12 protein-coding genes are annotated in these 14477 nt (G+C 72.8%); 6 read left to right on the top strand and 6 right to left on the bottom strand.

Annotation, left to right across the window (positions count from 1 at the left end; all coding sequences use genetic code 11):
- Nucleotides 1-5: 5 nt before the first annotated feature.
- The gene (locus IEW07_RS13390; protein ID WP_188538035.1) at nt 6-1400 is read right to left on the bottom strand and encodes an ABC transporter substrate-binding protein; all 1395 of its coding nucleotides are present in this window, start codon (nt 1398-1400) and stop codon (nt 6-8) included.
- Nucleotides 1401-1567: 167 nt separating this feature from the next.
- Here IEW07_RS13390 and IEW07_RS13395 point away from each other — a divergent pair, with 167 nt between their 5' ends.
- Together IEW07_RS13395 and xylB are read left to right on the top strand one after the other, a co-directional pair.
- Entirely contained in the window at nt 1568-2677 is a 1110-nt protein-coding gene (locus IEW07_RS13395) for a sugar-binding transcriptional regulator (RefSeq protein ID WP_188538037.1), read from the top strand.
- The gene (gene xylB / locus IEW07_RS13400) at nt 2674-4080 is read left to right on the top strand and encodes a xylulokinase (protein WP_188538039.1); all 1407 of its coding nucleotides are present in this window, start codon (nt 2674-2676) and stop codon (nt 4078-4080) included. Before IEW07_RS13395 ends, xylB begins: the two co-directional genes overlap by 4 nt.
- A 10-nt stretch (nt 4081-4090) precedes the next feature.
- On the opposite strand, the gene IEW07_RS13405 is transcribed toward xylB, so the two are convergent.
- From IEW07_RS13405 to IEW07_RS13415, 3 genes are all read right to left on the bottom strand, one after another.
- Nucleotides 4091-5617 carry a mannitol dehydrogenase family protein gene (locus tag IEW07_RS13405; protein WP_188538041.1) on the bottom strand — a complete coding sequence of 509 codons (1527 nt, stop codon included), beginning with the start codon at nt 5615-5617 and terminating at the stop codon, nt 4091-4093.
- 149 nt (nt 5618-5766) lie between these two features.
- Complete coding sequence (locus IEW07_RS13410; protein ID WP_188538043.1) at nt 5767-6474, bottom strand: AfsR/SARP family transcriptional regulator; 708 nt, start codon at nt 6472-6474, stop codon at nt 5767-5769.
- Between the two features lie 217 nt (nt 6475-6691).
- Nucleotides 6692-7654, bottom strand: coding sequence for a PLL family lectin (locus IEW07_RS13415; RefSeq protein WP_229741844.1), 963 nt, complete (start codon nt 7652-7654; stop codon nt 6692-6694).
- 486 nt (nt 7655-8140) lie between these two features.
- Here IEW07_RS13415 and IEW07_RS13420 point away from each other — a divergent pair, with 486 nt between their 5' ends.
- From IEW07_RS13420 to IEW07_RS13435, 4 genes are read left to right on the top strand one after another with little or no spacing between them, the layout of a single operon-like run.
- Complete coding sequence (locus tag IEW07_RS13420) at nt 8141-9748, top strand: ABC transporter substrate-binding protein (protein WP_188538045.1); 1608 nt, start codon at nt 8141-8143, stop codon at nt 9746-9748.
- A 2-nt stretch (nt 9749-9750) separates the two neighbouring features.
- Entirely contained in the window at nt 9751-10788 is a 1038-nt protein-coding gene (locus IEW07_RS13425; RefSeq protein ID WP_229741845.1) for an ABC transporter permease, read from the top strand.
- Entirely contained in the window at nt 10785-11690 is a 906-nt protein-coding gene (locus IEW07_RS13430; RefSeq protein ID WP_188538046.1) for an ABC transporter permease, read from the top strand. The genes IEW07_RS13425 and IEW07_RS13430 overlap by 4 nt, the downstream gene beginning before the upstream one ends.
- Entirely contained in the window at nt 11687-13135 is a 1449-nt protein-coding gene (locus tag IEW07_RS13435; RefSeq protein WP_188538049.1) for an ABC transporter ATP-binding protein, read from the top strand. Before IEW07_RS13430 ends, IEW07_RS13435 begins: the two co-directional genes overlap by 4 nt.
- A 258-nt stretch (nt 13136-13393) precedes the next feature.
- Here the strand turns inward: IEW07_RS13435 and IEW07_RS13440 are convergent, their stop codons facing one another.
- Nucleotides 13394-13819: a hypothetical protein gene (locus IEW07_RS13440; protein WP_188538051.1), complete on the bottom strand. Its 426-nt coding sequence runs from the start codon at nt 13817-13819 to the stop codon at nt 13394-13396.
- Between the two features lie 472 nt (nt 13820-14291).
- Nucleotides 14292-14414, bottom strand: coding sequence for a type B 50S ribosomal protein L36 (gene ykgO, locus IEW07_RS13445; protein ID WP_026544400.1), 123 nt, complete (start codon nt 14412-14414; stop codon nt 14292-14294).
- Nucleotides 14415-14477: the final 63 nt, after the last annotated feature.

Raw genomic sequence — 14477 nt, forward strand, 5'->3', positions numbered from 1 at the left:
GGAACTCACTCCCTGTTCTCTCGCTGGTAGACCGCCGCGACGTCCTCGGCGTAGGCCTGCGACTGCTGCAGTGCTTCCTCGACGGTGATCTGCCCGGCGATGGCCGCCGAGATCTGCTGGCCCACGCGGGTCCCGAGGTCCTGGAACTCCGGGATGGCTACGAACTGGATGCCCTCGTAGGGCACCGGGTGGGTCATGGTGTTCTCCTGGGTGGCGTTGTTCATGGCCGTGAGCGTGGGCTCGGCGTAGGCCTGGGAGATCTCCCGGTACTCGGGGATCTCGTAGGTGGAGTAGCGGCTCCCGGGGGGAATGCGCTCCCAGCCGATCTCGTTGCCGACGAGCTTGATGTAGTCCTTGTCCGTCATCCAGGAGACGAAGTCCCAGGCGGCGTCCTTGTGCTCGCTGGTGGACGGGATGGCCAGGGACCAGGAGTAGAGCCAGCCCGCGGCCTCGGTGTCCATCGTGGGGGCCGGGACGTACCCGTTCTTGCCCGCCACCGTGGAGGAGGACGGGTCCTCGATCGTGGAGACCATGGCCGTGGCGTCGTACCACATGGCCGTCTGCCCCTGGCTGTAGAGGGTGATGCAGTCCCCGTAGCCGGAGGTGGCCGGGCCGGCCTGGCCGTGCTCCTGGACCAGGCTCACGTAGTCGTTCACCGCCCGGGTGGTCTCCGGGGAGGTGAGGGTCGGGTTCCAGTCCTGGTCGAACCAGCCCCCGCCGTAGGTGTTCATCACGGTGGTCAGCGGAGCCATCACCTCGCCCCAGCCGGCCAGTCCGCGCAGGCAGATGCCGGAGACGTCGTTGGCGGGGTCGTCCAGCTTCGCGGCCAGCTGCTGCACCTGCGTCCAGCTGGGCTTCTCGGGCATGGTGACCCCGGCCTTGTCGAAGAGCTCCTTGTTGTACACGAGGAAGGAGGACTCGCCGTAGAACGGCACCGAGTGCATGTCGCCCTCGTAGCTGAGGGCGGACCTGATGGAGGAGATGAAGTCCGCGTCGTCGTAGCCCTCCGTGCGGTCGATATAGGGCTGGAGGTTCTCGATCCACCCGTTCTCGGCCCATGTGGGGGTCTCGTAGTTGGAGATCATCACGACGTCGAACTCACCGCCCCCCGTGGCCACGGACGCGGTGATCTTGGCGCGGGCCTCGTTCTCGGGCAGGGAGACGAAGCGGACGTTGACGTCGGGGTGCTCCGCCTCGAACTTCTCCTCGAGGGAGATCGCGTCCTGCATCTGCGGGTTGGCGACGATCGCGACGACGATCTCCTCCTCGGAGGCGTCGGCGGAGCCGCAGCCGGTCAGGACGAGGGCGCCCACGGCGGCGAGCGCCGCCAGGGCGCGCCCCCTCGGGCGGGGCGCTCGTGCCTCCGGTGGGTGTGCGGAAGGGTGGGTGGGGATGCGCATGGTGCTCCTGTTCGAGCCTGGCGGGCGATGAACCGCCCTGTCCTGATCACAGATGAGTGAGGTGGGTCACTCGACACACGAAATGAGCGGACCGTGCCACTCGGTGATTGTGATGCTAGTCATATATACTCAAATGAGCAAGAGACCCTCTCTCAGATGTGGTGACCATGAGCAAGCCGAAAACCTCCCCCCGAGCGGCCGACCGGGCCCGCACCCAGCTCCTGGCCGCGATCGGGCGCGACCACTTCCTCAAGGGCAGGTCCAAGGTGCAGATCGCCGAGGACCACGGGCTGTCCCGGTTCCAGGTGGCCAACCTCATCCAAGAGGCGCTGGACCGGGGCATCGTGCGGATCAGCATCCACGTGCCCGACGACGAGGCCGACGCGACCCTGGCGCGCGCCCTGGGGATCGAGCGCGTGGTGACCGTCGGGGCCGGCGGCGGCACCGCCTCGCGTGACGATCTGGCCCGTGCCGTGGCCGACGTCCTGGGGCGCACCGTGGTCGCGGGCGACACGGTCGGGATCTCCTGGTCGCGCACGCTCCAGCTCGCCGTCCGGCACCTTCCGCCGATGCCGACCTGCGCCTTCGTGCAGCTGTCGGGGGCCATCGCCTCCGACCAGGACGTGGAGGGACCCCAGCTGCTGGCCGGGGTCCAGGCGCGCTCCGTGTGGCCGCTGTGGGCCCCGCTGGTGGTCAACGACGCCGTCGGTCTGCGCTCGAGCCCCGAGATCCGGCGCACCCTGGACCACGCGGAGGACCTCGACGTCGCGGTGGTCGCCGTGGGCCGCTGGAAGGAGGGGCTGTCGACCGTCTGGGACCGCGTCCCGCCGAGCGTCCAGCGCGCGGCGCAGCGGGCCGGGGCCGTCGCGGAGATCTCCGGGCGGCTGCTCGACGCCCGCGGCCGGGCGGTGGACTCACCGGTCGAGAACATGGTGATCGCGGCCACCCTCGGCCAGATGTCCCGGGCCCGGCACGGCGTCGCCGTCGCCCACGGGGCGGAGCGAGCCGTCGCCGTGCTGGCCGCCGTGCGGGGCGGGCTGGTCGACACGCTGGTGTGCGACCTCGACCTGCACGAGGCGCTCGTCGACCTGGCGGAGGCGGAGGCGCCGGACCCGGCCGACCGCACCCGCCGGAGCCACCCCGGCCCGGACCATCCGGGCCTGGAGCACCCCGACCACAACCACTCCGACCGCAACCATTCCGACCGCAACCACTCCGACCACAACCACTCCGACCACAACCACTCCGACCACAACCACCAGGGAGAAGCATCATGAGCGGCGTCCTCGTCGGCGTGGACTCGTCCACGCAGTCCTGCAAGGTCCTGGTGGTGGAGGCCGCCACCGGGACGATCCTCAGCACCGGGGTCGCGCCCCACCCGGACGCGACCGCCGTGGACCCGCACGTGTGGGTCGAGGCCCTGCGCCGCGCCTGGGCGGACGCCGGGGTGGCCGAGCGCACCGACGTGCTGGGGGTCGGCGTCTCCGCGCAGCAGCACGGGATGGTCGCCGTGGACCGCGACGGGGTCCCGGTGCACGACGCTCTGTTGTGGAACGACGTCCGCAGCGCCGACCAGGCGGCGCGGATGGTCCAGGACCTGGGCGTCGAGGGCTGGATGGAGGCGGTGAACGTCCTGCCGGTCTCGTCGATCACGCTCACCAAGCTCGCGTGGCTGCGCGAGCACCGCCCCGACGCCGCGGCGCGGGTGCACCGGGTGATGCTGCCCCACGACTGGCTGGTCCTGCACCTGAGCGGCGCCTTCGCCACCGACCGTTCCGACGCCTCCGGGACGGGATACTTCAGCGCCGTCACCGGCGCCTACCGCCCGGAGCTGCTCGAACGGTACTTCGGCGCGGTCCCGGAGCTCCCGCCGGTCCTGGGGCCGGGGGAGGCCGCGGGCACCCTGCTGCCGGAGTGGGGCGGCGGCCGGGGCCGGCCCGTCCCTGTCTCGGCCGGTGCGGGCGACAACGCCGGCGCCGGCCTCGGCCTGGAGCTGGAGCCGGGCGACGTCGTCGTGTCCGTCGGGACCTCCGGAACGGTCTTCTCCCGCTCCGCCGCCCCCGTGGTGGACCCCTCCGGGGTGACCGCGGGCTTCGCCGACGCGACCGGGGACCACCTGCCGCTGCTGTGCACGCTCAACGCCGCCCGGGTGATGACCTCCACCGCCCAGCTGCTGTCGGTGGACCTCGACCGCTTCACGGAGCTGGCCCGCTCGGGCCCCTCGGACGCGCACGGGCTCACGATGCTCCCGTACTTCGACGGCGAGCGCACCCCCAACTTCCCCGACGCCACCGGGCAGCTGCACGGCCTGACCAGGGCGTCCTTCACGCCGGAGAACCTGGCACGGGCCGCCGTGCTGGCGGTGGCGAACTCGCTGGCGGACTGCCTGGACGTGCTGCGCGGCATCGGGGCGCCGGTGGAGCGGATCCTGCTGATCGGGGGCGGGGCGAAGTCCGAGGCCCTGCGCTCCGTGCTGCCCGACACCTTCGGCATGCCGGTCGAGGTGCCCCGCGCCCAGGAGTACGTGGCCCTGGGCGCGGCGCGGCAGGCCGCCTGGGCCGCGACCGGGCGCCCGCCCCGGTGGGGCCGCCGGATCGAGTCCGTGCTCGAGCCCACCGGGGACCCCGGGGCGGGGGAGTACCGCGCCCGCTACGGGCGGCTGCGCGCGAGCCTGGAGTGAGCGGCCCGGCTCAGCCGGTCAGGGACTCGACGGTGGCCCGGGCGCCGCCCTCGTGGAAGGACTCGAGCGCCCGCAGGTAGGGCTCGGTGAACTCCGGGCGGTCGGCGAGGTCGCCGAACAGGTCCCGGTCCCGCACGAAGGCCAGCGGGTCCCCGGAGAGCTGCCGGGCGGCCGCTGCCACGACCTGCTCCTTGCGCTGGTCCACGACCGTGATGGGGGCTCCCTGCTCGTCCACGCCCTCGGCGTAGCGGGCCCAGGAGGCCACGATCGCCGCCGAGAGGTCCACCGGCCGGCCCCCGGCGAGGTTCTCCTGGATCACGGGGACCAGCCACTTGGGGATCCGGTCCGAGGACTCGGCGCACAGCCGCGCCAGGGTGTCCCGGACGGCCGGATTGGCGAACCGCTCGATCAGCCGGTGCTTGTAGGCGTCCAGATCGATGCCGGGCACGGGCCGCAGCGTGGGCGTGGCCTCCCGGTCCATGTAGGCGAGCAGGTACGCCACGAAGGCCGGGTCGGTGCAGACCTCGTGGGCGTAGCGGTAGCCGGCGAGGTAGCCCGGGTAGCACAGAGCCTGGTGGCTCGCGTTGAGCAGGCGCAGCTTCATGAGCTCGTAGGGCTCCACGTCCTCGACGAGCTGCACGCCCGCCTCCTCGAACGGCGGCCGGCCCGCCGCGCCCCCCACGAAGTGGTCCTCGAGCACCCACTGGGTGAACGGCTCGCAGACCACGGGCCACCGGTCCTCCACGCCGTAGTCCTCGGCCAGGTGCTGCCGGTCCTCGTCGGCGGTGACCGGCGTGATGCGGTCGACCATGCTGTTGGGGAACGGGACGTTCTGCTCCACCCAGGCGCCCAGCTCCGGGTCGCGCAGGGAGGCGTACGCCGTGAACTGGCGGCGGGCCACGTCCCCGTTGCCCTGGATGTTGTCGCAGGACATGACCGTGAAGGGCGCCGTGCTGCGGGCCCGGCGTCGGTGGAGTGCCTCCACCACCAGGCCGAACACGGAGCGCGGGCCCGCGGCCGTCCCGCCGCGGCCGGCGGCCGCGGCGAGGTCGTGGGCCACGTCCGGCTGGGCGGGGTCGAAGGCGCCCGTGGCCTGGTTGAAGTTGTAGCCGCCCTCGGTGATCGTCAGGGAGACGATGCGGACGGCCGGGTCCGCGAGGCGCTCCACCGCGGCCTCGGGGTCGTCCGGGGCGTGGACGAAGTCGACGATCGACCCGATGACCCGCGCGTCCGTGGAGCCGTCCGGGTGCTTGACCACCAGGGTGTAGCAGTGGTCCTGGGCGGCCAGGGCGTCCCGCATGCGCACGTCGCCGGGGAGCACGCCCATGCCGCAGATGCCCCAGTCCAGGGCACGGCCCTCGTTCATCAGCCGGTCCAGGTACATCGCCTGGTGGGCGCGGTGGAAGCCGCCGACGCCGAAGTGCACGATCCCGACGGACACGGCGGAGCGGTCGTAGCCGGGCGTGGGCAGACCCAGGCGGGGCAGCGCGGACGAGGACAGGGGCAGGGCCTGAGGGGACGGGGCATCGGTCGGCACGGCACTCTCCTGGGTCGAGGGTGACGCAGGTCATAGTCTGCGTCCGTGCCGGAAGGCTATCACATGTGATTCTGAGGGCGCTCAGATGTTAGGCACGGTGGCGGGCGGGCCCCGGCCCCGTCCCGCGGGTGCCGCCTCCGGCGCGGGGCTCAGGGCCGGCGCAGCGGTTCCAGGAGGCCGCTGACCCGGGGCGAGGGCTCGGTCCCGAGCTCACGGGCCATGACGGCGCTGAAGCCCTCGAACGCCCGCCACGCGTCCGCCTCGTTGCCCATGGCCAGGTGGGCGCGGATCACCAGCCGCACCGCGCTCTCCCGCAGGGGGTCCACGTCCCGGAGGGTGCGGGCCAGCGCCAGGGCCCGGTGGACGTCCCCGTGCTCGAGGCAGTGCTCGGCGCGGTCCTCGACGGCGTTGACGTAGAGGTCGTGGAGGCGCTCCTGCTCCTCGACGACCCAGTCGTCGTACCAGCCGGGCAGCAGCTCCACGCCGGAGCGCTCCAGCAGCCAGTGGTCGTCCCGCTCCGGCGACCACGCGGCCACCGGGCGCGCCAGGAGGTCGAGGAGGTGGTGCAGGTCCACGTCCACCTCCTCGGACAGCGCCAGTGCGGCGCCCCGGCACACCACGGCGCCGGGGAGGCGGCGGGACAGGGCGAAGACGGCCGCCCGCAGGCTGCCGAGCCCGTGGGCCTCCGTGCACTCCGGCCACAGCAGCCCGCTCAGGTAGCACCGCGGCCTCGGCCCGTGGATGGCCAGGGCCGCCAGCAGGCGCTGCTGGCGGGGTCCTAGCTGGACGCTGTGGCCCTGCAGGGTCGCCTCCCAGGCTCCCAGCAGCCTCAGCGTGATCGTCTTCTGGTCGCCCATGTCCCGTCCCCCCGGCCGACTAGGCGATATGTCGGTGTGCAGAGCCCACCGCCATGCTGAGCCGGGTGCCGGGGGAAGTCAATGACGTTTCACGCGCAATCGTCACCGCGACCGTGGGGCAACGATCCGGTGACGGCCGGGTCCCGGCGGGGTCCGGGGGCGGCCCCGCCGTCCTCGACGACGGGGCCACCCGGGGGCGGAAAAAGCGGCGGAGGGGTCAGTACCACCACTTGTGCCACAGGGCGTCGTCCCGGCCGATGGCGCAGATGTCGATCCGGTTGCGGCTCCAGGAGACGGCCGAGGGGTTGCGCTTGATCCAGCCGCCGAGGCTCTCCCAGCCGCTCCAGCCGTTGGAGTACCACTTGTGCCACAGGGCGTTGTCGGTGCCGACGACGAAGCAGTCCAGCCGGCCGCTGCCCCAGGAGGAGATGCCCGTGCCGCCCCGGCAGTCCCCGCCCAGGCTCTCCCAGCCGCTCCAGCGGCTGCCGTTCCACCACTTGTGCCACAGAGCGTCGTCCCGGCCGATGGCGACGACGTCGATCCGGTTGCGGCCCCAGGAGACGGCCGAGGGGACCAGCTTGATCCAGCCGCCGAGGCTCTCCCACTCGCTCCAGCGGCTGCCGTTCCACCACTTGTGCCACAGGGCGTTGTCCCGGCCGACCACGAAGCAGTCGAGCCGGTTGCGCTGCCACGACGAGATGCCCACGCCGCCCTTGCACCAGCCGCCGAGGCTCTCCCACTCGCTCCAGCGGGTGCCGTTCCACCACTTGTGCCACAGGGCGTTGTCGGTGCCGATGCCGCAGACGTCGATCCGGTTGCGGCCCCAGGAGACGGCGGCGGGATTGGACTTGAGCCGGCCGCCCAGGCTCTCCCAGCCGCTCCAGCCGCGCCAGTACCACTTGTGCCACAGGGCGCTGTCGGTGCCGACGACGAAGGTGTCCAGCCGGTTGCGCTCCCACGAGGAGACGCCCGTGCCGTACCGGCACTCCCCGCCGAGGCTCTCCCAGCCGGACCACGCCGCGGTCGAGATGGTGGCCGCGTTGCCGGCCGGGGCCGACCCCAGCGCGGCGCCGGTGCCGAGCACCGCGCCGGCGGTGAGCAGGCTCCGCCGGGAGAGACCCGCGGACGCTCCTGGTCCCTCGTGCCCCGGCCAGTCGACGGGGATGTCCTGTGCGGTCATGGTGTGCTCCTCGGGACAGGGCGAGGGCGGGGCCTGTGGGCCAACGGGGCCTCGTCGCGGTCGATGGGGTGGGCAACCGGGATCCACAACATTCGTCGCCCCGCTGGACGGGACGGTCCAGGAGCGGTCTCCCGGTTGCACGGCCATGGTCCGACCCGGGGCGTTACTCCGGTGTGACTACTGGCCGGACACTTCCGTCCCGGCGCACGAGTGGATCGCCGCGCAGATGCTGCCCATCTCCGGTCGGTGGTCCGGCGCCAGGAGCGGGCGGGTGGCAGATCCCGGGGCGGGGGAGTGCCCTCGGGTGCTGGGGGTGACCGGGGCGGAGCGCGCCCGGAACGCCGAGGGGCGGGCGCGACCTGCCGGCTGTCCCGGGGCCCGATCCGGGGACGGAGCATCGTCCGTTCTGTTTATTAATGATTATCATTCTCATGTACGCTTCGGGAGCCCCCGCGGCTCCGTACTTCTCCTGGACAAGGACTCCTCATGCCCCTGCGCCGTTCCCTGCTGTCCGCCACCGCACTGGTGGCGGTCTCAGCGACCATGCTCACTGCGTGCACCCCTGCCCCTCCGGAAGGAGCGGGCGCTGCCCAGGGTGCCGCCGACACCGGTACCTCCGGTGCCGCGGTCGGCGGGGAAGCCCTCGACGTGATCGGCCCCTACGAGGTCCACAGCCTCGACCCGGCCACCGCCGAGGGGATCTTCACCCGCCTGCAGGTGGCCGAGACGCTGGTGGAGGCCGACGGAACCGGTGAGCTGCAACCGGGGCTGGCCACGGAGTGGGCCGCCTCCGGCGAGGGACTGAAGTGGACCTTCTCCCTCCGGGAGAGCGCGGTGTTCCACGACGGCACGCCGGTGGACGCCAAGTCCGTGGTCGCCGCCCTCGAGGCGGCGCGTTCCTCCGAGGCGAACACCATCGCGGTCGCTCCGATCGAGGCCGTGCGCGCCGAGGGCAACGCCGTCGTCGTCGAACTGTCGGAGCCCTTCGCGCCGCTGCCGGCGGTGCTGGCCGCCACCAGCACCCAGATCCTGGCGCCATCCGCCTACCGGGAGGACGGCACGGTCTCCGAGGTCATCGGCTCCGGCCCGTACCGGGTCGTGGACGTCGCCCCGCCCGCCCGGATCGAGCTGGAGACGTTCGAGGACTTCGACGGACAGGCCCCGGCGGTCGACCGCGTGGTCTACCAGAGTGTGGGCCGGGCCGAGAACCGGGCGCTGATGGCCGAGAGCGGCCAGGCGGACCTCACCTTCGGCATGGACCCGACCAGTCTGCAGCGGATCGACGACCAGGACGGGGTGCGCGTGGAGTCTGCGCTGCTGCCGCGCACCATCGTGCTCAAGCTCAACGGCGAGCACCCGGCTCTGTCGGACGAGCGGGTCCGGCGGGCCCTGTCGATGGCGCTGGACCGCCCGGGGATGGCCACGGCTGTGCTGCGGGACCCGGAGATCGCCGCCACCCAGATGTTCCCCGCGACCCTGGAGACCTGGCACCAGGACCATCTGGAGCCGCTCGAGCACGACGTGGAAGGCGCCGGTGCTCTGCTGGAGGAGGCCGGGTGGCAGATGGGCCCCGACGGCGTGCGGGAGAAGGACGGTGAGCCCCTGCGCGTGGAGCTGAGGACCTTCCCGGACCGCCCGGAGCTGCCGACGATGGCCACGGCCGTCCAGGCCGCTCTGGCCGAGGTCGGCGTCGCCGTGGAGGTGCGGGTCGACAACTCCAGCGAGATCCCCGCCGGCCACCACGACGGATCCTTGGAGATGGCGCTGTTCACCCGCAACTTCGCGCTGGTGCCCGATCCGACCGTCACTCTGCTGAAGGACTACGCGGCCGAAGGCGGCGACTGGGGTGCGATGGGCTGGAGCGACCCGGACCTGCTGGCCGCCATGGAGCAGCTGACCACCGACGCGGACCAGAGCGGGACCGAGGCTGACGTCGCCCGCGAGCAGGTCGCCACCACCCTGCAGCAGGAGCTGCCCGTCGTGCCCGTCTCGTGGTACCGCCAGAGCGCGGTCGTCAACGACGCCGTCGAGGGTTTCGTGCTCGACCCGCTCGAGCGCAGCTGGGGCCTGGCCGCAGTCTCCATCAAGGAGTGACCGTGCCCACGCCCACTCTCCCTGAGACCACTGACCCCGGCACCACCGGTTCCCGGCCTCCCGTCGCCCGGGCCCCGCACGACTTCTTCTGGGCGCAGGCGGCGGGGCGGGTGCTGGTCCGGCGCACCGCCCAGGCGGTGGCCGTGGCCCTGGCGGTGACCGTCACCTGCTTCATCATCGTCCAGCGCCTGCCCGGCGACATCGCCTTCCGCATCGCGGCCGGCCGCTACGGCTACGACAAGGTCGACGCCGCGGCCGCCGCGGAAGTCCGTGCGCAGACCGGCCTTGACGAACCGGCCTTCGACCAGCTCGCCGGCTGGATCCTGGACGCCGTGCGGCTGGACTTCGGCACCTCCCTCGTCACCGGCGCCGCGGTCACCGGAGAGCTCGGCCACCACCTGGCAGCCACCCTCCACCTGGCCGCCTGCGCCCTGCTGGTCTCGCTCGTCCTGGGGGCGGCGATCGGGGTGCTGGCAGCACAGTCCCGCGGTGGCCTGCTCGACCGGCTCACCGACGTCTGGGTTGCGGTCGCACGCGCGATGCCCCCGTTCGTGCTGGGGCTGGTGCTCATCATCGTCTTCTCCGTCCAGCTGGGCTGGGTGCCCGCGGCCGGCCACGGTGAGCGCGGCAACATCGTCCTCCCCGCCCTGACCCTGGCGGCCGGCCTGTCCGGGCTCTTCGCACGTGTCACCCGCGACACCGTCGTGCAGATCCTCGACTCCGAGCAGGTCCGTTTCGCCGAGACCAAGGGGCTGGGTCGACACGTGGTGCTCGCCCGTCACGTCCTGCGCAACGCCGGCGTGACGCTGGTGGCCTACGTCGGTGTCCAGGCGCTCGTCCTCGTCGAGGGGGTGGTGGTCGTGGAGAGCCTCTTCGCCTGGCCCGGACTGGGGCACGCACTGGTGCACGCGGTGTTCTGGCGCGACATCCCCTCGATGCAGGCCACCGTCCTGGCCCTGGCCCTGATCGTGGTCGTGGTCTCGACCCTGGTCGACCTGGCCGTTCTCGCCCTCGACCCACGCACCCGGGAGGTCCGATGAGTGTCCCTGCCCCACAGCGCATCACCACCGCCGCGCCGGACGGCAACCCGGACGGCAACCCGGCCGGCACTCCTGCGACTCCGCCTGCCCCGCGGTGGGGGACGCCCGGACGAGCCGTCCGCGCCCGCACGGCCCGCCTGCTCGCAGGTGCCCTGCTCACCGCACTGGTCGCCTTCGCCCTCCTCGGGCCGCTGGTCTGGCATCAGTACTCCGGCCAGGACCTGAGCCAGTTCCTCCAACCGCCCTCGCCGGCGGAGCCGCTGGGCCACGACCACCTGGGACGCAGCGTCATCGCCCGCCTCGCCCACGCCACCCGGCTCTCACTGGCGCTGGCGGTGCTGTGCGTGGCCACCGCCGCCCTCGCCGGCACCGCCCTGGGTCTGCTCGCCGCTTGGCGGCGCGGGTGGCTGGACCAGTTGCTGCTCGGGATCTCCGAGGTGTTCCTGGCCCTGCCCGCTCTGCTCATCGTCCTGATCTTCGCAGCCCTGGCGTCCGGGGAACTGTGGACCATCTACCTCGGGATCGCGCTGGCCCAGTGGGTGGAGTACTTCCGGGTGGTCCGCGCCCGATCCGTCAGCGTGCTCACCAGCCCGGCGGTCGAGGCGGCAGGGCTGCTGCGGCTGGGCCCCGTGCACGTGCTGCGCCGCCACCTGTGGCCCGAGCTGGCCCCCGTGCTGCTGACCATGGCCACCCTCGGCATGGCCACCGCGGTGCTGGCCATGTCCACGCTCAGCTACGTCGGGGTGGGCCTCACGCCCCCCACCGCCGAGCTGGGCCTGTTGATCACCGAAGCCCTGCCCTACTACCACGAGGCCCCCTGGATGGTGCTGGCACCCGTAGCGGTGCTGCTCCTGCTGCTGGTGGGGCTGCTCGGACTGCGCTCCCAGGAGGTCCGCCGATGACCATCGAACTGTTCGACGTCCAGGTCACCCACGAGGGCCGCACCCTGGTCGACGTCCCCCGCCTCACGCTGCGCCCCGGCCGGGCGGTCACGATCGTCGGCGAGAGCGGATCCGGCAAGTCGCTGCTGGCACACGCCCTCATGGGCAGCCTGCCGCACGCCCTGCACGCCACCGGTGAGATCCACCTCGGCCCCGACCGGTCCTCCCTGACCGACACCCGAGCACGGCGGAAGCTGTGGGGGCGCCGGCTGGCGCTCCTGCCGCAGGAACCCGTCCTGGCCCTGGACCCCACGATGCGGGTGCACCACCAGGTCGCCGAAGGCCACCCCCGCTTCCTGCACGGGCGACGAGGCCGAGCCGAAGCGCTGGAGCTGGCCGGCACCCGCCTCGCCGGACTGGGTCTGGGCGGGACGGAGCAGGCCTACCCGCACACGCTGTCGGGCGGGATGGCCCAGCGGGTGGCGTTCGCGGCCGCGACCATCGGCGGAGCGGAGGTGCTCATCGCCGACGAACCGTCCAAGGGCCTCGACACGGGCTCACGCGACGCCCTGGCCCGTCTGCTCACCCGGCACGTCGACCAGGGAGGGTCCCTGCTGACGATCACCCACGACCTCGACCTGGCCCGGGCGGTGGGCGGCACACTCCTGGTCATGCGCCAGGCCGGCATCGTCGAACAGGGGCCGACCGAGCAGGTGCTGGCCCGCCCGGCCCACACCTGGACCCAGCGCCTGCTCGCCGCTCAACCACGCCGGTGGACACCTCCCTGGCGCGACACCACGCCCGACCCGGCCGCCGGGACCACGCTCATCACAGGCTCAGGGCTGAGGAAGGCCTACGGGGCCCGCCCGCTCTTCTCCGGCCTGGACCTGGAGATCGCCGCCGGGGAGCGGCTGTCCCTCACCGGGCCCAGCGGTTGCGGCAAGACCACGCTCGGAGGCATTCTCCTGCGCCTGGTCCCCCCTGACGCCGGGGAGGTTCGCCACCACCCCGGCCTGGCGGAGGGCCGGGTGCAGAAGCTCTACCAGGACCCCTCGGTGGCCTTCGCCCCCCGGGTCCCGATCCGGACCGGCCTGCGCGACGTGGTCCGACGCCACCGAGCCGACCCCGCCCGCGTCCACCTCCTGCTGGAGCGGCTGGGTCTGGACCCCGCACTGCTGGATCGCCGGCCGGGTGAGGTCTCCGGCGGGGAGCTGCAGCGCCTGGCGATCATCCGCGCCATGCTCGTGGAACCGCGGGTGCTCTTCGCCGACGAACCCACCTCGCGCCTGGACCTGCTCACCCAGGAGGAGACCGTGGGCTGCCTCATGGACCAGGTCGTCGAGCACGGGGCGGCGCTGGTGCTGGTCACCCACGACCTCGACCTGGCGGCCGCGGTGGCCGACCGCCAGGTGTCACTGGACGGCATCCACGACGCCGAACCCGCGGAGTCGGAGCGCACCGGCTGATCCGCCGGTCCATTTCTCGGTGGCCGGACGTTCTCGTAGCTGAACTCGGCGTGTGGTGGGCCGCCGTGCCGTTCCTCCCGGACCCGGCACGGTGCCGAACGTCGTGGGCTCACCACCCGCGGGCTGTCCTCCGGCTCCGCCCGGGTAGCCGATGGGCCCTCCTGCCCGGGGTGCCGACCAGGGGCTCCATGAGCTGCCTCCGGCGCTCCCGGTGCGGTGAGCGGGTAGCGGATGCGCTGACGTGGGAGGCCGGGGCTTTCAGCGACCGTGGCCGGTGATGGCCGGGGGCGGCCCGTATCCGCTCACGGCGGCACCGAGGGAGCGCGGGAGGCCGTGGTCGGGCTGATGGAGGCGCTGGGGGCCGCCGGAGGCGATCCACGCCGTCAGGGCCTCTGCGCGGCACTCGTCCTCGAGCCCGCTCAGCCACACGGTCGGGCCCACCCGCCCGCTGGGCCCGTCCCGCCGTGCCACCGCGGCCAACGAGGCCATCTCGCACCGCCCCAGGCACGGGGAGGTGATCAGCACCGCCCCAGGGGTGGCCTTGACCGCCTCCCGGATCCGGTCGGCGTGATCGGCGGTGCCGTGGAGGCGGCGCAGGCCGGCGCAGCGGTGTCCATGGCACACGGCGACCACCGGGCCGCTGGCATCGGTGCGGGTGTGGCCTCGGGTGTTCTGGCGGGGCATCGGAGACTGCTTCCTGTGTCGGAGGGGCGGTGTCTGCATCTGTGGTCGCCGCCTACGACGGCCGGCGACGCGGTGGTGGCGCTGCCAGTAGCGGTGCTGCGGGCGTCGCGGCACTGGAGCAGCAGGTGTTCCGGCAGACGCTCTTGTCGTCCTGCCTGTCGGTCCGGGCCCCGGCAGCTTTCTTCCGGGCCTTGGCGCGCACCTTGCTCCTGGGCATCGGACGGTCCTCTCGGGTTGACGGTGTGACGCGGTGGATCCGGAATCGGCCCACGACCGCGTGGCTCCGCGGCAGGCCTGGGCTCGGTGAGTGTCGCCGGCGGGAGCGGGGCTGCTGGTCGACTCCTCCGGCGCCCACACGGGCGCCGGAGGCGGCGGCTCGTGCTCTCACCACGACGGGGTCGTGGGACCCCGGGCCGGGGTGGCCGCCCGCCCACCCGCAGCAGCCCCGCCGGCTCGGCCGTGGCGGGACCGCTCAGCCCTGGCGGGCCTTCATCCGGGGGTTCTTCTTGTTGATCACGAAGGTGCGCCCGCGACGGCGCACGACCTGTGCACCGGGGACCTTCTTCAGGGCGCGCAGCGAGTTGCGTACTTTCATCTTTCCTCCTGTGGTGTTTTCCTGTGGTGTTTTCCTGTGGTGGTCTTGTGGGTGGTCTGTGGT

The organism is Kocuria dechangensis, from assembly GCF_014636775.1.
GTDB lineage: Bacteria > Actinomycetota > Actinomycetes > Actinomycetales > Micrococcaceae > Kocuria > Kocuria dechangensis.